The organism is Vibrio sp. R11-SG3-ISO9, assembly GCF_059834255.1.
The window spans coordinates 164414-182386 of the sequence record NZ_JCBDGU010000039.1 but is presented as its reverse complement, the minus strand read 5'-3'; the positions used below and the strand labels follow the sequence as shown (position 1 = coordinate 182386).

17 protein-coding genes are annotated in these 17973 nt (G+C 43.3%); 15 read left to right on the top strand and 2 right to left on the bottom strand.

Annotated elements, in window-relative coordinates:
* Positions 1-33 precede the first annotated feature (33 nt).
* Positions 34-765, top strand: coding sequence for an SDR family oxidoreductase (locus AC6R05_RS13185; RefSeq protein ID WP_150869514.1), 732 nt, complete (start codon positions 34-36; stop codon positions 763-765).
* A 159-nt stretch (positions 766-924) separates the two neighbouring features.
* On the opposite strand, the gene AC6R05_RS13180 is transcribed toward AC6R05_RS13185, so the two are convergent.
* Positions 925-1506: a YceI family protein gene (locus AC6R05_RS13180; protein ID WP_285464558.1), complete on the bottom strand. Its 582-nt coding sequence runs from the start codon at positions 1504-1506 to the stop codon at positions 925-927.
* A 273-nt stretch (positions 1507-1779) separates the two neighbouring features.
* Here AC6R05_RS13180 and yfcC point away from each other — a divergent pair, with 273 nt between their 5' ends.
* From yfcC to AC6R05_RS13145, 7 genes are all read left to right on the top strand, one after another.
* Positions 1780-3309 carry a putative basic amino acid antiporter YfcC gene (yfcC, locus tag AC6R05_RS13175; RefSeq protein WP_500647626.1) on the top strand — a complete coding sequence of 510 codons (1530 nt, stop codon included), beginning with the start codon at positions 1780-1782 and terminating at the stop codon, positions 3307-3309.
* A gap of 121 nt (positions 3310-3430) precedes the next feature.
* Positions 3431-4417: a succinylglutamate desuccinylase/aspartoacylase family protein gene (locus AC6R05_RS13170; RefSeq protein WP_500647654.1), complete on the top strand. Its 987-nt coding sequence runs from the start codon at positions 3431-3433 to the stop codon at positions 4415-4417.
* Positions 4418-4731: 314 nt separating this feature from the next.
* Positions 4732-5892, top strand: coding sequence for an alpha/beta hydrolase (locus AC6R05_RS13165; protein WP_500647625.1), 1161 nt, complete (start codon positions 4732-4734; stop codon positions 5890-5892).
* Between the two features lie 38 nt (positions 5893-5930).
* Positions 5931-6836: a helix-turn-helix domain-containing protein gene (locus AC6R05_RS13160; RefSeq protein ID WP_500647624.1), complete on the top strand. Its 906-nt coding sequence runs from the start codon at positions 5931-5933 to the stop codon at positions 6834-6836.
* A 181-nt stretch (positions 6837-7017) separates the two neighbouring features.
* Positions 7018-7578 carry a type II secretion system protein gene (locus AC6R05_RS13155; protein ID WP_084181900.1) on the top strand — a complete coding sequence of 187 codons (561 nt, stop codon included), beginning with the start codon at positions 7018-7020 and terminating at the stop codon, positions 7576-7578.
* 232 nt (positions 7579-7810) lie between these two features.
* The gene (locus tag AC6R05_RS13150; RefSeq protein WP_500647623.1) at positions 7811-8572 is read left to right on the top strand and encodes a hypothetical protein; all 762 of its coding nucleotides are present in this window, start codon (positions 7811-7813) and stop codon (positions 8570-8572) included.
* A gap of 107 nt (positions 8573-8679) precedes the next feature.
* Complete coding sequence (locus tag AC6R05_RS13145; protein ID WP_500647622.1) at positions 8680-9306, top strand: LysE family translocator; 627 nt, start codon at positions 8680-8682, stop codon at positions 9304-9306.
* Positions 9307-9369: 63 nt separating this feature from the next.
* Here the strand turns inward: AC6R05_RS13145 and AC6R05_RS13140 are convergent, their stop codons facing one another.
* On the bottom strand, positions 9370-10743 hold the full coding sequence (locus AC6R05_RS13140; RefSeq protein WP_500647621.1) for an MATE family efflux transporter: 1374 nt from the start codon (positions 10741-10743) through the stop codon (positions 9370-9372).
* Between the two features lie 302 nt (positions 10744-11045).
* Here AC6R05_RS13140 and AC6R05_RS13135 point away from each other — a divergent pair, with 302 nt between their 5' ends.
* From AC6R05_RS13135 to AC6R05_RS13105, 7 genes are all read left to right on the top strand, one after another.
* The gene (locus AC6R05_RS13135; protein WP_500647620.1) at positions 11046-11432 is read left to right on the top strand and encodes a hypothetical protein; all 387 of its coding nucleotides are present in this window, start codon (positions 11046-11048) and stop codon (positions 11430-11432) included.
* 198 nt (positions 11433-11630) lie between these two features.
* The gene (locus AC6R05_RS13130; protein WP_500647619.1) at positions 11631-11978 is read left to right on the top strand and encodes a DUF6404 family protein; all 348 of its coding nucleotides are present in this window, start codon (positions 11631-11633) and stop codon (positions 11976-11978) included.
* 41 nt (positions 11979-12019) lie between these two features.
* On the top strand, positions 12020-12736 hold the full coding sequence (locus tag AC6R05_RS13125; protein WP_500647618.1) for a class I SAM-dependent methyltransferase: 717 nt from the start codon (positions 12020-12022) through the stop codon (positions 12734-12736).
* Between the two features lie 11 nt (positions 12737-12747).
* A complete protein-coding gene (locus AC6R05_RS13120) occupies positions 12748-13581 on the top strand; it encodes a Rossmann-fold NAD(P)-binding domain-containing protein (RefSeq protein ID WP_500647617.1) in 834 nt (277 codons plus the stop codon).
* A gap of 362 nt (positions 13582-13943) precedes the next feature.
* On the top strand, positions 13944-16502 hold the full coding sequence (gene nirB, locus AC6R05_RS13115) for a nitrite reductase large subunit NirB (RefSeq protein WP_032552472.1): 2559 nt from the start codon (positions 13944-13946) through the stop codon (positions 16500-16502).
* 15 nt (positions 16503-16517) lie between these two features.
* Positions 16518-16841 carry a nitrite reductase small subunit NirD gene (gene nirD / locus AC6R05_RS13110; RefSeq protein ID WP_032552473.1) on the top strand — a complete coding sequence of 108 codons (324 nt, stop codon included), beginning with the start codon at positions 16518-16520 and terminating at the stop codon, positions 16839-16841.
* Between the two features lie 115 nt (positions 16842-16956).
* Entirely contained in the window at positions 16957-17763 is an 807-nt protein-coding gene (locus tag AC6R05_RS13105) for a formate/nitrite transporter family protein (protein ID WP_032552474.1), read from the top strand.
* Positions 17764-17973: the final 210 nt, after the last annotated feature.

Genomic DNA, 17973 nt, shown 5'->3' with positions numbered 1-17973 from the left:
TCCACAAATGGAATATTAAGATAAGGAAAAACGATGCAGAAAGTAGTAATTGTCACTGGTGGTGGGCGTGGTATTGGCGCAGCAACAGCCCTTTTGCTAGCAAGTAGAGGCTACCGTGTTTGTGTTAACTATCGTAAAGACCACAGTGCAGCAAATTCGGTGGTTGCAGACATTGTCGCGAAAGGTGGCAGTGCGATGGCTTTTCAAGCGGATGCCTCTATCGAATCCGAAGTGGAAGCTATGTTTTCTGCAGTAAACCAAGAGTTAGGGCAGGTAACGCATTTGGTGAACAATGCAGGTGTTCTTTTCACTCAATCTCGCTTAGCGGACATTGATTATGAGCGTTTTAACAAAGTCATGGCTGCGAATATTGGAAGCTGTTTTCTGTGTTGTAAGGCATTCATCAATCAACTCGATGGTCCGGGTGCAATCGTCAATGTCTCATCTGCTGCCTCTCGAATTGGGGCACCATTTGAATATATAGACTATGCCGCTTCCAAAGGTGCAATGGACTCGTTAACTAAAGGTCTATCGTTGGAGTTAGCTGAGCAAGGTATTCGAGTTAATGGAGTTAGACCAGGTTTCATTCACACAGAAATGCACGCTGATGGTGGAGAGCCTAACCGTGTTGAGCGCTTAGCGCCTAACATCCCACTCAAGCGAGGTGGAACACCGTTAGAGGTCGCGGAATCTATAGCATGGTTGCTATCTGACGAAGCCTCATATGTTACGGGTACTTTCATTGATATTGCTGGTGGACGTTAATGACTCCGCTAAATTGGAAATGATGAGTCGCAGTTGAAAGGCTCATCTAACATTTAGACTGAAATCTCGGTGCGTTTAGCTCCAAAAAACAGTGACCGTTATAGCGAGCCTCTAAGAGCGGCTTGGAGTATGTGATTACCCAAGCCTTGAAGTTTAGAGTTAGCGTTTCTCTAACACTAGTGAAAAATTCACAGGTACGCTGGGTGACAGTGCGATGTCACCCACGGTATTTGACACACTGCTTAAGCTCTCTTCAGGTATACCGAAATCGAAGCCTGAAATAACGGTTGGTTTGGCGGTAGACACCATTAAATGGCTTCCCGATTTGACGATGTTTACAGTAAAAATGAGCTCTTTTGACTGGCCGTAGAGTTCAACTGTCGCTGGAAGCATCTTCTGCATCGCGAGGTTTTCATTACCCATCAGTTGTTCAGGCACCGATGCCGTCACCTTGACCGATGGGAACTTCTCTTCATCAAAGAACATCGCTCTTAATCTTTCGTTTCGTATAGATACGCCAGTATCTAGCATGTTAAGTGGGATTGTGAGCTCCAAGACTCCTTTATCGTCGATTTTACCACTTATGCCTGATATGACAGCGGGTTCAACGACATACTGCTTCTTTATCGAAGCAAAGTTAACTGTAGAGAGCTGTTCGTTTACCTGGAAATGTCCTGATGCCAGTAACGGAAAACTGATGGTCATTAATCCTAGCAAGAGCAAGGTGATCATTTTATTCATGTTTGCTTCCTATTAATGAGATTATGCATGTACATAAATAGTATTGTTCAAAAAATAATCTTTGCATTTGATGGAGGAATTAAAGTGGTGTGATTGATTTGTTTTTGATATGACTGATTGGTTGTTAATGCTTGAAATTTGCTCAGAAATAGTAATTATTTTTTATTTATGATCAAAATATAGATTATTAATTCACTAAAGATGAAAATTTAGGTTGAAGTAACTTACGCTTTTATTGATAATTCATGCATCTTTTTTGAATAATAATTTTTTATGTCTCAAGTATCTTCTATCTCTTCTCTAGAGAAAACTAAATCATGGCAACTGCCAGATACACTGATCCTGATTTTCCTGATCGGTATTTTTGCCGCAGCAGCGACTTATTTCATTCCTGCTGGTACTTTTGAAAGCCAAGACGTCTCTTTCATTGTTGATGGTGCAGAAAAAACGCGCACCGTTATCGACCCTGCTTCTTTTAGCTACGCAACAGATGAAAACGGTGAGCTCGTCTACAACACGGTTGGCTTCTTCGCGTCTGGTGGTGGTATTGGTCTAATGAACTTCCCATTTGAAGGTCTGGTATCAGGCTCGAAGTGGGGTAGCGCAATTGGCGTAATCATGTTCATGTTGATCATTGGTGGCTCGTTTGGCGTTGTTATTCGCACAGGCACCATTGATAACGGTATTCTTCACCTAATCAATAGAACTAAAGGCAGCGAAGCACTGTTTATCCCAGTGTTGTTTCTACTGTTTTCTTTAGGCGGTGCAGTCTTCGGTATGGGTGAAGAAGCGGTAGCATTTGCGATTATTATTGCCCCACTAATGGTACGACTTGGTTACGACAGTATTACTACCGTGATGGTAACTTACGTTGCGACTCAAATCGGATTTGCAACGTCTTGGATGAATCCATTCTCAGTAGCAATCGCGCAAGGTATCGCTGGCATTCCTGTACTATCTGGCATGACCTTCCGTATGGTGATGTGGGCATGCTTTACGGTTGTCGGTATTGGTTTCACCATGTTGTATGCATCACGAATTAAAGCGAACCCAGAATCATCATTTACCTTTGCAACTGACAAACATTTCCGCAAGCAAGAACAAGATGATCAACCTGTTGCGAAATGGTCTTTTGCTGATACGTTAGTCTTGCTAACTGTTGCGGGCACTACTGGTTGGGTTATTTACGGTGTAGTAGTTCATGCTTGGTACATCCCAGAGATTGCTTCTCAATTCTTCACTATGGGCTTTATCGTGGCAATCATCGGCGCTATTTTCCGTTTGAACGGCATGTCTCTTAATGACGCAGCAGATGCGTTTAAAGAGGGGGCAGGAATGATGCTAGCGCCTGCGCTACTGGTAGGTTGTGCGAAAGGTGTTCTTCTAATTTTAGGCGGTGGTTCTGGTAGCGAAGCGAGCGTACTAAACTCGATTCTAAATAGCGCAGGTTCTTTTATTAGTGGTCTTCCAGACGTGATGGCTGCTTGGCTGATGTTTGTCTTCCAATCTGTATTTAACTTCTTCGTGACGTCAGGTTCTGGTCAAGCAGCACTAACCATGCCTCTGCTTTCTCCGTTGGCGGATATCGCAGGTGTAACTCGTCAAGTTGCAGTACTGGCGTTCCAACTGGGTGATGGCTTTACTAATATCATCGTACCGACGTCTGCTTCTCTAATGGCAACTCTGGGCGTATGTCGCATCGATTGGGGAGTATGGGTTAAGTTCTGTGGTCGCTTTATTGGCCTGCTGTTTGTATTAGCAAGCGTAGTCGTTATTGCAGCACACCTGATGGGCTTCGCTTAATCTCTGAAAAGTAATTCGCGATCCCGAATTAATTGACCGACTTATATTACACTACGACCAAAGGCGAGCTGAGACTCGCCTTTGTTGTTTATTAAATCTATTGGAAATCGATATGTCAGAAATGGCGACACATAATCAAACGCAAGTTCTTGAATACCTTCACTCACTGAACGTGGATGAACTCCCGTCGGGTGATCACACGTTAAGCTTTGCTGTAGCGACCAATGCTATCGGGCAATGGCAACAGTTACCTGTTCGAGTTTTTAAGGGCCGCAGTGAGGGCAAGAAAGTCGTGATAACTGCTGGTGTTCATGGTGATGAGCAGAACGGAATCATGACAGCAATGAAAGTTGCACAAAGACTCGTTGAGCAAAATATCGCCGGATGCGTCACTATTGTTTCAACGATTAACCTGAGCGGTATTTTAAATCACAGTCGCAATTTCTTCCCTGTTGATCCTAATGCATCGCCGTCAAACCTCAATCGTTTCTTCCCTGGTAATGTTGAAGGGAATGAAGTTGAGCGCTATCTAGGAACGCTATGGAACAACCTATTATTGCCAAACGCTGATATTGCGATCGACCTGCACACACAAACCTCAGGGACGTGCTATCCACTCTATATTTTCGCAGATTACAGAGTTGAAAAAGCAAAACATATGGCGGCTCTTATGAACGCTGATGTGGTCTTGAACGATCCGGGTGAGAAAGGGGTGTTGGAAACGGCTTGGAACACACACGGTGTGCCTAGTATTACGGTGGAAGTAGGCTCTGGTCGTTATTTTGAACGTGAACTGGTGGAACGTGCAACTCAAGGGGTTATTAACATCCTAATAGCGGAAGGTGTCATTGAAGGTGAAGTTTCTAAACTGAACAGCCCACTAGAAGGCGATAAGATCATAAGTATTAAAGCTAAGCAGGGCGGTTTTGTAGAGCCACAGGTTTCGTTGATGCAGAAAGTGGAAAAGGACGATTTGCTTGCAATCCAATACGATTCACTTGGCAAGGAGTTACTGAGATACACAGCGCCTGAGTCTGGTACTGTCATTAGCCACAACCTTGAAACCCTTCGTGCTCCAGGTTCGTTGATTGTACGTCTAATCAAATAACTCAAAATGAATCAACTGGGCAAAGAACCTCTTTGCCCACTCTCGCTTCTATGCCTCTCACCGATTAGAAACTGCATATACCTATTCTTCCTTAGTGATCGACTTATACATTTTCCAGATTATAGATAAGCTTTGAAATAACTATCTAATATTCAATATCTTGGCGTGTATTCTTTATTAATGAAGTAACGCTATTTTTTTAGATTTGTATAAGTAGTGAGCGCAAGGGTTCCTTAAAATAGTGATATCCATGAATTGGCCAGTAGAACGTATCACTGCTTAGTCAATAGAATTCTAAGATGTTGAGGAGCCCCATGAAGATCATCAAGCCACTAGTCGTCATCTCTCTAGCCGCGTTAGTTTTAATGGGGTGCTCCAGCGTCAATGAAACTCATCAGCCTCTTCATACATCTAGCGAGTATTACGATTATATTCAGCCCTCGTTTGAACAATATGTGGATACGACGAGCGAGTGGTTGTCAGAAAATCGCGCCTTCATTGCTGAAGACCATAGCAAAGAGCTGTCAATGAACGTCCCATACAGCAAAGGCGACCCGACTTCAGATAAGGCGATTCTTTTGGTTCACGGCCTTGGCGATTCACCATTCAGTTTTAGTGATATATCGACATCTTTGGTAGAACAAGGCTTTTATGTACAAGTTGTATTATTACCGGGTCACGGAAGCAATCCTGAGCACATGAAGTTGGTTCACTATCAAGACTGGCAAACTCTAGTTGACCATTATGCGAACCTGCTTAAACAAGAACATGATCAAGTTTGGCTTGGCGGCTTCTCGACAGGAGGAAACCTTGTCTCTATTCATGCGCTGGATAATGACGGAGTAGATGGGCTGATGCTGTTTTCTCCTGGGTTCCAAACGGTCACGCCATTTCTAGAAAAATTCACTCCCTTTGTCGCTCTGTTTACTGATGGCTGGAACGCAGAGGAGAATAATTTTGCGAGATACAGCTCTGCGCCGATTAATAGTGCTTTAGCCTATTCTGAGAGTGCACAAGTGTTCCGTGACAAAATTGAAGGAAGAGAGTTAGATATCCCAACGTTGTTGGTCACTGCGGAAGCGGATAGTGTGATTGATTCGCAAGCACTGTACGATTACTTCGAGAACCACTTTACCCACCCCAATAGCAAGTTGGTGTGGTATGGGGAACAAAAGCAATCTGACGAGTTAGGTAAGACTCAAGTCTACTCAATGCATCGTGATGATCTTAGAATCAGCACAGCATCGCACATGAGCACACTGTTCGCCCCAGAAAATAGTTACTACGGTGAGAAAGGTGAAAAGATTATTTGTGAGAATAGTTTTAGCAAATCAGATACTGAAGCATGTGAGAATGGTGAGCCGACATGGTTCTCTGCTTGGGGTTATACTGAAAAAGGGCGAATCCATGCTCGCTTAACATGGAACCCATATTACGCAGAATTAGAGTCTACAATGAGAGCCGTTGTTCAGTAACGCTTGCAACGATTAAGTAAAGCGGCTGGAGAGTGATTATGACCAAGAAAGTACAGATAAATACTATCTCTGAGCTACACCAGTTTTTAGGGTTGCCGAAACCGACGCACCCTCTGGTTACATTGATTGATCAATCTAAGATCACGCGAGAGTTCAACGAACATCTGACTCTGGGGTTTGGTCTGTACTTTATTTCACTCAAGGATGGTGCCAACTGCAGTATTGGTTACGGGCAGACAACCTACGATTTTGATACTGGTACCATGACATTCTTCGCGCCAGAACAAGAGGTGAGCATTGCTCCTAGCGAACATGTTGAGGACTCAATTGGTTGGACGTTGGCTTTTCACCCACAGTTGATTGCTAAGTCGGATCTTTATGGAAAAATGCTCGACTACACCTTCTTTGAGTACGAGAGTAACGAAGCGCTGCACTTGTCAGAGCGCGAAAGAGTCATGGTGACAGATATCGCGCTCAATATTGGCAACGAAACAGAGGCTAATATCGACAAGCATACTCAGTCATTAATTTGTTCCAACATCGAGCTACTTCTTAAATACTGTAACCGTTTTTATGATCGCCAGTTTATTGTGCGTGCAGACTTGAACCATGATCATATTCACCGTTTAAGCAAATTACTCGCCGAGTACTATCAAGGCGATAGACCTTTCGAGCTTGGTATTCCTACGGTTCAATATTGTGGTAAAGAACTTGGGCTTTCTCCGTATTATTTAAGCGATCTGTTAAAGAAAGAGACCGGAAAAAACGCGCTAGAGCATATCCATTTGTTTGTCATTGAGCGTGCTAAGACACTGATGGCTGAGACAGAGCACAGTATCACTCAAATCGGCTATGAGTTGGGTTTTGAGTATCCTCAACATTTCTCCAAGCTTTTTAAAGCAAAAACCGGTGTGAGCCCTCGAGAATTTCGCAGCTCTATTTAATTAAAACTCGACAAAACTCAGCGAGGTTACGTATTACGCGACAGCTTCCTAGGTTTCTTCATTTCAAGACTGCGGTCAAATTGCGATTGACGACTTATGTCTTCCTCAGCAATGACAGTGTATAGTTTTAGAATATTCATTCAGGTTTTTTATTGAATTTGCTGTTATTGGTAAGTGTGTTATGAAGAAAAATGGATTTACTCTCATAGAGTTGATTGTCGTTGTGATTATACTCGGCATCCTCGCTGTGACAGCTGCACCAAGGTTTTTGGGAATCCAAGAATCAGCGCGAGAAGCAGTGTTAGAAGGCGTTGCAAGTGCAATGGACAGTGTGAACGCTCAAGTTGTATCGAAAGCCATTATTCAAGGGCTTGACCCTAGCGCAGAGAATCCAAGTGATCAAAGCAACTACGTGATTGATTTTGGTATCGGTAGTGTTGAAGTCGATTGGGGCACCTTATGCCCAGAAAGCCGAGGCGAGTCGGGCGATAAGCTTAACATGCTCGATTTCCTAACATTATCTGACGATGAAAGTTTGACGTCGGAATTTGGTAACCGACACACAGTTATTGGTTACACCCATTCATTCACGCAAGCACAGCTTGATAGTACCAATATTCCCGATGCAGACCTCCCTTCAGGTTGCTATGTTATTTACGACTCTTTTGGACGTTCGGATGGTAGCAAATGCCCGGTAGGTGGCTGTGAGTGTACAGTTCGTGTTGTTAATGACGAATGCTAAATAGAATTTCTTTTTGATTAATATCGCGCGTTACTGCCTTTGGTTGTAACGCGTTTTTTGTTTTCATGGGGTTGATCTTCAAACTAGCTCCCTTTAAACCTCAATCCGTACAGTAGCTTGGTCAAGTTTTCCCGTACAAATGGTTATCCTATACACAGAATTTATAAATTAGACTTATTGCATTGTTTGATTTTCGTTAGGTTGATGTGACTCAACAAGCGAGAAAAGAATTATGGATAGACCTAAATTATTATTAGAGCGCCTAAACCAGATAGCCGGATCTTTGGAAAGGACAGGTAAAGCACACGCTCTGCTTGGGCTCGGCTCCGTAGGCTTAGAGCTAGAACGATTAGATGAGTATTCTGACATTGACTTCTTTGCGATTGTCCAAAAAGGCCATAAACGAGAGTTTCTAGACAGCCTTGCGTGGTTATCCGATATAGAGGCGATTGATTACGCGGTAAGAAATACGGTCGATGGTTACAAAGTACTGTACAGCGATGGTGTTTTCTGTGAATTCGCTGTGTTTGAGCCGGAAGAGTTAGCGGGTATTCCTTTTTCAGAAGGTCGCATAGTTTGGCAACAAGCTGACTTTAATAGTGATTGCTGTGTGCCACCAAAGCAAGAGCAGAATCAAGATAACGACTTAGAGTGGATCATTGGAGAGGCGATGACAAACCTTTATGTTGGAATGTGTCGTTATAATCGAGGTGAGAAGCTATCTGGCATGCGTTTTGTCCAGTCCTTTGCTCTTGATCGTTTAATAGAGTTGGCAGAGCGAATCGAACAACCTAATCCAGCGCTAGTAGATGTGTTTATGGCGGATAGAAGATTAGAAGTTCGTTTTCCAGAGTTTTCCAAGATGCTCCCATCATTTACTCAAGGCTATGAGTTTACCCCGGAGTCTGCAGTCGCACAGTTGGAGTTCTTGAATACGTACTTTAGTGTTAATCAAGCGATGCGAACTAGAATCCTTGAGCTATGTGAGCGGTGATTAATTGCCTGTGTCAATGAGTGGTTAGATGTTTAATCTTTACTCAATAGTAAACTCCGTGTTAGCTTCAAAGTTCTTCTAGCACATGTAAAAAGGAGGAGCAGAGGATGTCATTTGAAAGTGCAGTTACATTTTTTATAGCCATGTTTGTATTCGGCATTACACCAGGACCGGGCGTGTTTGCCATATTGGCGCGCGGTATGGTTTACGGTTGGAAAAAGTGCATCACTCTTTCGTTAGGAATGACATGCAGTGACATGATTTATCTCGTGCTTGCCTGTTTTGGTTTAGCAACGGTTGCAGAAAATTGGTCATTCGCCTTCGAAGTGATTCGTTACGTTGGTGCTGCTTACTTGATTTACCTAGGGTACAAGATGTTCAGAAGCCTGCCTGAAGTGCAGGGATCGGCAGAGCAAGTTGCTAAGCAAAGCCAAAAGTCTGCACAGGCAAGTTTTGCGCAAGGCTTTCTAATTTCTGCGTCAAACCCGAAAGTGATTCTGTTTTACATTTCGTTCTTGCCAACGTTCATCGATCTTACTGTGCTTCGTTCGCAAGATATCGTACTAGTTGCTGTGTTAGCGTTTGTCGCTCTAATGACTGGCTTATTGCTGATTGCGATGGGTGCAGGTCGAATGGTGACGTTGTTGAAAACGCCTCGTGCGCACAAAAGGTTAAACCAGAGCGCTGGTGGCATCATGATTGCCGCAGGCTCCTATCTAGCAATTAACCGATAGTTACTGTTAAACTCATTAAAAAAGGCGATCCAATGGATCGCCTTTTTCTGGTCTTCTTGTAGCTTATGCGGCGCTTAATGCTTCTATATCACGGTTTTTAATTACGTAACGCAATCTAAACAACATCAAGCCTGCAGCGACGGTTAACCCTGTTAAGATGCCTACCCAAAAACCTGTCTCGCCCATAGCCGGAACTACATAGTCGGTGAGGCCGAGTACTATACCCATCGGCAATGCCAAGCCCCAGTAAGATGCAATCGCTAGAAACATTGGAATTTTAGTGTCTTTGTATCCACGTAGAGCACCATTCGCCGATGTTTGCAGTGCGTCACTAAATTGGTACATGGCGGTAAAAACAAGTAGTGTGGCCGCAGTTGCACTTATGGCTGGATCCGTCGTATAAAGTCGAATGATCCAATCAGGAAACAATAAGAAAGTCGCAACTGATAGCAGTGAAATCATTGCTGCCACTAAAATGCCGATTTTGCTGCGCTCAATCGCGCTCATTTCGTTTTTCTCACCTAGGGCATGACCAACGCGAATAGTAATGCCAAATGAGATGCTCATTGGAATTACGTAAGTCATGCTCGAAATATTCAGTGCAATTTGTGCAGCAGCTACGTTTTCGGCCCCAATACGACCAATCATAAGCGCAATAACCGCAAAAATACTGCCACACACCGCAATGTTCATTCCGATAGGTAAGCCAAGCTTTAGCAAGTGAAACATCTCTTTAGCTTTAGGTGCTGCGTCAGAGAAGTTGATAATCGTCTTGTAATGATGATGTGCGCGGATGTATGAATAGAGCATGCCCGACATTATCCAGTACACCAAACTTGTCGCCCAACCACAGCCAACAGCGCCCATTTCTGGGAAACCAAACTTACCGTAAATCAGAACGTAGTTAACCGGGATATTCACCAATAAGCCAATGACGGAGATGATCATCGGCACCTTAGTGTTGTTCATGCCTTCACAGAAGCCATTCAAGGTGTAGAACAGAGCAATGCCCGGTACACCAAAGGCCAGTGCGAACGCATAGTCACTACCAATTGGGATGATCTCTGAAGCAACACCAATCCACTCCAAAATAGGTTTGGCGCTAACAAGGTAGGCAATCAGTATGACGCTAGCGATCAGCGCTAGCCAAACCATCTGGAAGAACTCGACAGAGACACTTCGAAAGTCTCTCGCGCCTCTGTGGTACGCCACCACCGGCGTTAACGCCATGATAATACCGCGCAATAACAGCAGTACAGGGATCCAAAGGCTGGTTCCTAAGGCAATGGCAGCAAGATCTGCAGGGCTCACTTGGCCAGCCATGGTGGTATCCACAAAGCCCATCGCTTGTGTTGCAATTTGAGTCAGAATGATTGGAATCGAAAGCTGCATAAGAGCACCCGATTCGCGAGTAAAAGGACGTAGTTTGTTCAACATGAGTGTAAGAAACACCAATATAAATGCACCAATGATGGCAGGATGGCGGATGTGCATTTTAGGGTGTGCCCGTTAGGCGGCGTCAATATAAACACCTTACCGTACACGGTCAAGTGTTGAGTTTATGGTCCCATTTTTAGCATTCGTTAAGTAAATCACCTATTGCGTAACATAGACTTCTATTATGGAAAAACTAGCAGTTGTACAATTGATGGCGTATCTAATATTTAGGAAGTAGCACGCTTAGTGTGTTGTTTTTTATGATAATAAACACTGATGACGTACGATTTGAGGAATGTTGAATGGAGAACATCATTGATGAATTGGTCGCTCAGGGCTTTGAAGTATCTGGGGGAGATTCAGGTATAAAAGTTAAGATTAGTGCAATTACTGGCAAAGCAACTATCCGTAAAAATGCTTATTCAAATCGATTTGTTGTATCAAGCCACTCCTGGGTTCAACTTGCCGGATTATCTTTGACATTTTTTTCTATCTTGTTGTCTTTGTTCAGTTTCTGGGGACAATCAACGCCAAGCGGTACACTGTTGTATATTGTTTCAATAGGTATCCCGTTGGTGTTTTCAGGTTTTGTGTCAGTGATCATTGCTGAGATCCAGCTGCAACCTGTACGACAAATCGTACGAATGGCCAATATGAAGCTATCAGACCACTTACAGAATAATAGTTAGTGATTCATTTTAATTAGAAACGTTCCTAATGCCGACTCTCTTCCCAGAGTTGGTTATCCCATCTTAAGTGTTAATCCCGCTCTAAATGCTACAAAGTTGCAACCGTGAACTTATTTCGACGATAAAAGTTTGAAGAGCCTCGAAATGCGCGTTGGTTTAGTCTGATAATCTCCTTGATTTGACTGAGGGACAGCACTAATGATTGATCGGGAAAAGCTTGCAAGAGCTGACACTTACTTACGTTCTGTCGGGTTGTCATGTAACACAGACAAAACAATTTTATACCGATTTTTAAGAAGTAGAGGCGTCGCGTTGAAGCCCGTTTACTGGGAATCTTTTCACAAAAACGTGATATTGAAATTCACTGAATTCTTCATTGTGTATCTTGCTATTACCTATCTCTTTAGTTTGGCTCAGGATGAGGCGAGATTTATTAATACGCTCTTTAGTGCCGTTTTCGTCAGTTCAGTATTCTCCTTTGTTTTGAGTCTTTATTATCATTTTCAATCTAGAAGAAATGGCCTGAAAGATTGGAACAATATATAGAAACGGCAAGGGTTGAATTTTATAAGCTAGGAGAGATTCTTATGAGCGACCAATATGATTCAGAAACATCGAAACATTATGCAGCGTATCGTCCACCGATACATGGAAAAATATTGGAACACGCTTTAAGAGAAACAAGTCAAACAACATTTAATCTAGGCTTGGATATAGGGTGTGGTACTGGGGTCTCAACAGAAGTACTACGTCAGTATTGTGTAAACGTGGTTGGTATCGATCCGAGTATTGATATGCTCACAAAAGCACAGAGTCAAACAGGTGTAAGTTTCGCCCAAGGAAAAGGTGAGTGCATTCCACTTGGCGCTCATTCTGTGGACATCGTAACTTTCGCTGGTTCACTCTCTTATGCGAACAAAAGCTTGGTAGTGTCTGAATTACTTCGTGTTTGTCGCTCTAATGCGTTTATTGTTGCTTACGATTTCAAAGTGATGTTATCTGAATTTTTGGATCGTTTAGGTGCACAACTTCCACCACCTTCTTCTCAATACAATCATGCTGAAAACTTTACGGGTTTTAATGACCTTTATGAACTCAAAGTTTATGGCTGCGATATCACGATAGAAATGAGTGCTAAGCAGCTTTCTCATGTGTTGTTCTCCTCTACCAAATATTACAAGGTTCTTGTTGAACGCTTCGGTGCTGACGATACTTTTACGAAAGTCGTTGAAGCGCTAGGAGAGGATGAAACTCATCACGTCAAAGTAGAGACTTACTATTCAACCTATCAAGTGAAAGCGTGACTATAAGAAGCATGAAAGTACTGATATCAGGTTCCAATGGTTATGTCGGCCGTCACGTGACGCAATTATTTAAGGAAATTAGGGTTGAGGTGTATCTCTATGATAGGAAACGAAGCTCAGTTATCTGTCCTGAAGGCATTTATGAGAGATACTCGAAATTTGAAGATTACTTTGATGTTGTGATTAATTGCGCGAGACCTCATTGGTCAGAATATTCGCCACCAGAAATAGCCAATATCGAGTCCAAATTACTATTAAAGCTAGATAGCTTGGCAAAAGTAGGGGCGACAAAGATCCACACATCGGGCGTTTGGCTATTTGGGAAAGCAAACTACGATGAGTTAAGAGGGTTTAAACTCAAACCACTGTCTATTGTTGAGCCGGATGTAACAACGATTGAGCGAGCGCTAAGGCATAAATGGCATGTCGTTTATTGCCCGAGTTTGGTTTATGGCGGTGTAAACTGTCAGTTGATGAGGATTGTTGAAACGTTAGATGGATCTCTATCAGTGGCGACGCCAACACAAGGGCGTAACCGATATATACATGTCGAAGATATCGCGCACTTCTATTTATCTTTAGTACAAAACCAACCGGATACCAGGCAACATTTTATCGCAGAGAAAGAAGGTTACACTCCCGCAGATTTTGGCCGTCTACTTTTACAGGCTAGCTTGATTAAAAAGATCAACAGTATGGATTGGGTGGAATTTGAATCTCGGTTTGGTTCTTCTGCTGTTGAGATAGAAAGGTTGAACCTTGAACTACCCGTTAGTCCAATGTTCAAATCAACCTCAACTTTACGCCATTACATAGAAAACTCTTTTAATAAACGCGATAAGTAAGCTCTGCTGAAGAACCTTTCATATTGGCAAACACTTTGTCACGCAACCCGATAAATTTTAAAACAATATGTCATCATTTAGCTCCCAAATGAAAATGATTGTCATTTAATTTCTTTTTGAGTTACTCTATGTGAAATTTTACTACAGAGTGATATGCTTAAAGTTGAGCATTGAAATGGCATTTAACCATAGATAAAGTCAGGTTATACGTTTGCTCTGGTCTATTTTTAATCGGTTATACCTCTTTTGTTCTACCCCTTTTGGGTAGTTCATTTTCGTAATTGATTTACATCATATTTTCATTTTCTTTCATAATTCATTATTCGCTCAGTTAAGAAAATTATAACCTTTCAGGAATTCTTATGAGCAAGATGAAGCTAGTCGTAATCGGTAACGGGATGGTAGGCCATCGCTATATCGAAGATTTAGTCGAGAAGACAGACGTAGCCAACATGGACATTACGGTGTTCTGTGAAGAGCCACGTGTTGCGTATGACCGCGTACACCTTTCTTCTTACTTTTCACACCACACAGCAGACGAACTTTCTTTAGTTAAAGAGGGCTTCTACGAGAAACATGGTATCAACATGTTGATCGGCGAACGCGCTATCACAGTAAACCGTGAGAAGAAGATTGTTTATTCAAGCTCTGGTCGTGAAATCCAATACGACAAGCTGATCATGGCGACGGGTTCTTTCCCGTTCGTTCCACCTATTAAAGGCCGCGAGAGCAAAGATTGCTTTGTGTACCGTACTATCGAAGATCTTAAAGCGATCGAAGCGTGTGCGAAGAAGAGCAAAGTGGGTGTTGTAATCGGTGGTGGTCTTCTAGGCCTTGAAGCAGCTGGTGCTCTAAAAGCACTAGGTGTAGAGACTCATGTGGTTGAGTTTGCTCCTAAGCTAATGGCTGAGCAACTGGACCAAGCGGGTGGTAACCAACTTCGTCAAAAAATTGAAAGCATGGGTGTGAAAGTTCACACTAGCAAAAACACGCTTGAAATTGCTCCTGAAGGTAAAGAAGCACGTAACGTTATGCGTTTTGCAGACGGTACAGAGCTAGAAACTGACTTCATCGTATTCTCTGCGGGTATCCGCCCTCAAGATAAACTTGCTCGTGACATGAAGCTAGACGTTGCTCCACGCGGCGGTATCGCTATCAACGATTTCTGTCAGACTTCTGATGACAGCATCTACGCTATCGGTGAATGTGCGTCTTGGAACGAAACTTTCTACGGTCTAGTTGCGCCAGGTTACAAGATGGCGACTGTAGCGGTTGACCATATCGTTGGTAACGACAGCAAGTTTGAAGGTGCTGACATGTCTGCGAAGCTTAAGCTTCTAGGCGTGAAAGTAGGTTCAATTGGTGACGCTAACGGCCGTACTCCTGGCTGTAAGAGCTACGTTTACCAAAACGAAGAGCAAGAAGTCTACAAACGTCTAATCGTTTCTGAAGACAACAAGAAACTGCTTGGTGCAGTAATGGTTGGTGATACGTCTGATTACGGCGATCTTCTACAGCTTATGCTGAACGAAATCGACCTACCAGAGCACCCAGATGCGCTAATCCTACCTGCTCACGCTGGTGCAGAGAAGCCAACACTAGGCGCTGACGCACTGCCTGAGTCTGCAGTTATCTGTTCTTGTTTTGATGTTACAAAAGGCAAGATTGCAGAAGCGGTTGCTCAAGGTCACCACACTATTGGTGATATCAAAGCAGTAACGGGTGCTGGTACTGGTTGTGGTGGTTGTATCCCTCTAGTGACTTCTGTTCTAAACGCTGAGCTTGAAAAAGCCGGTGTTGAAGTGAAAGACGACGTATGTGAGCACTTTGCTTACTCTCGTCAGGAGCTATTCCACCTAGTACGCATCGGTGAAATCAAGTCGTTTGAAGAGCTACTTGAGAAGCACGGTACGGGTTACGGTTGTGAAGTATGTAAGCCACTTGCTGGTTCTATCCTTGCTTCAAACTGGGGTGACCACATCCTTAAGCCGTCTCTAGTTAAGCTGCACGATACCAACGATAACTTCCTAGGTAACATCCAAAAAGATGGTACTTACTCTGTTATCCCACGTATGGCAGGTGGTGAAGTGACGCCAGCAGCTCTAGCAGCATTGGCTAACGTTGCAGCAGAATACAACCTATACACGAAAGTGACAGGTGCTCAACGTATTGGTCTATTCGGCGCTCAGAAAGATGACCTTCCAACAATCTGGAAGAAACTAATCGAAGCGGGTTACGAGACTGGTCAAGCTTACGGTAAGTCACTGCGTATGGCTAAGACATGTGTCGGTTCTACTTGGTGTCGTTACGGTGTACAAGATTCTGTTGGTCTTGGTGTAATGATTGAGAACCGTTACAAAGGCATCCGTACTCCTCATAAGATGAAGTTCGGTGTATCTGGCTGTACTCGTGAGTGTGCAGAAGCGCAAGGTAAAGACCTTGGTATTATCGCGACAGATGCAGGTTGGAATATGTACGTGTGTGGTAACGGTGGTATGAAACCTCGTCACGCAACACTACTAGCAGGCGACCTAGACCAAGAAACACTAATCAAGTACATCGACCGTTTCATGATGTTCTACATTCGTACTGCTGCGCCACTACAACGCACTTCAGTATGGTTTGAGAACCTAGAAGGTGGCATCGACTACCTACGTGAAGTCATCATGGAAGACAAACTAGGCATCAATGATCAACTAGAAGCTGATATTGCTGGCCTAATTGAAAACTTCAGCTGTGAATGGACTGACACTATCAACGACGAAACACAATTGAAGCGTTTCTCTCACTTCATCAACTCTGATGAGCGTGATGACAACGTAATGTTCGTAACTGATGGTCGTGAGCAACACCGTCCAGCGACATTTACTGAAAAACACCCAGAAGCGAAGGGCGATATCCTTCACGTAGCGGCAGAGTAATAGGGGAACGACATCATGGCATTTACAAAAGTTTGTAAAATCGAAGACATCATCCCAGGTACTGGTGTTGTGGCACTGCTAAACGGCGAGCAAGTAGCAATCTTCCGCCCACGTGCAACAGAAGAAGTGTTCGCAATTAACAACATGGACCCATTTTTCCAGTCAAACGTGCTTTCTCGCGGCCTTATCGTTGAGCACAAAGATGAGCTATGGGTTGCAAGTCCACTGAAGAAGCAACGCTTCAATCTAGCGACTGGCCTATGCATGGAAGATGAGCGTATGAGCGTGAAATCTTACAAAGCACGTGTTGTTAAAGGTGCAGTAGAAGTCGCGGCGTAATCACTAAGATTCGATAGTTCAAGGGCTCTAGTGAGTAATGATTGTCATGACGACAACTAGAGCCTTTTCCTATCCAATTTTAACTTTTATTTTTAACTTTTAGTAAGGGCAATTTATGTCTGCTTTAAAACCTGTAGAATTCGTACAAACCATGATCGATGTTGGTGAAGCGAAAACAAAAACAAGTACTCGTGATCTTATTCTACGAGGCACGATGGCTGGTGTGATCCTTTCACTTGCTGTTGTAGTCGCGATTACAACTATTGTACAAACAGGTATCGGTATCGTTGGTGCACTTGTGTTCCCAGTGGGCTTTGTGATTCTAAGTATCATGGGCTACGACTTGGTAACAGGTGTATTCGGTCTAGCGCCACTAGCTAAATTCGATAATCGCCCAGGTATCACTTGGGGTAAAATCTTCCGTTGTTGGGGTCTTGTTGGTCTAGGTAACCTGCTTGGTTCTCTACTTGTTGCGTTCTTGGTTGCTGTTTCTCTAACAGGTAACTTTTCTCTAGATCCAAACGCAGTAGCTCAAAAGTTCATTGCGGTTTCAACTGCGCGTAGCCTAGGTTTTGAAAACATGGGTATGGACGGATGGATTACGTGTTTCGTACGCGGCATCTTCTGTAACCTTATGGTTTGTCTAGGTGTAATTGGTAACATGACTGCACGTTCTATGCCTGGCAAAGTTGCGATGATGTGGTTCCCAATCTTCATCTTCTTCGCACTAGTGTTTGAGCACACAGTAGTAAACATGTTCCTATTCCCACTAGGTATGATTCTAGGTGCTGACTTCGGTATTGCGACTTGGTTGAACTTCAACCTTATCCCAACAATCCTAGGTAACATCGTTGGTGGTCTAGTGATGACTTGTATCCCACTTTACCTAACTCACGCTAAAACAGCGCCAGCGATTAAATAATCCTGACCTGAGTGATTAAGCGAATGAATTAACGGAAAGGCTCTGCAGTATACTGTGGGGCCTTTTTAGCTTCTTTACCTCGTTTATCTTCTCTAGCATCGTTACCTTCTTTGGTTGTGAACATCAATATTCACTATGCTTTAAAGAGTACGACAGCCAGTGATAAAGAATTGCAACGAGAATAACCAAAAACGTTAATTCAATTAGTTA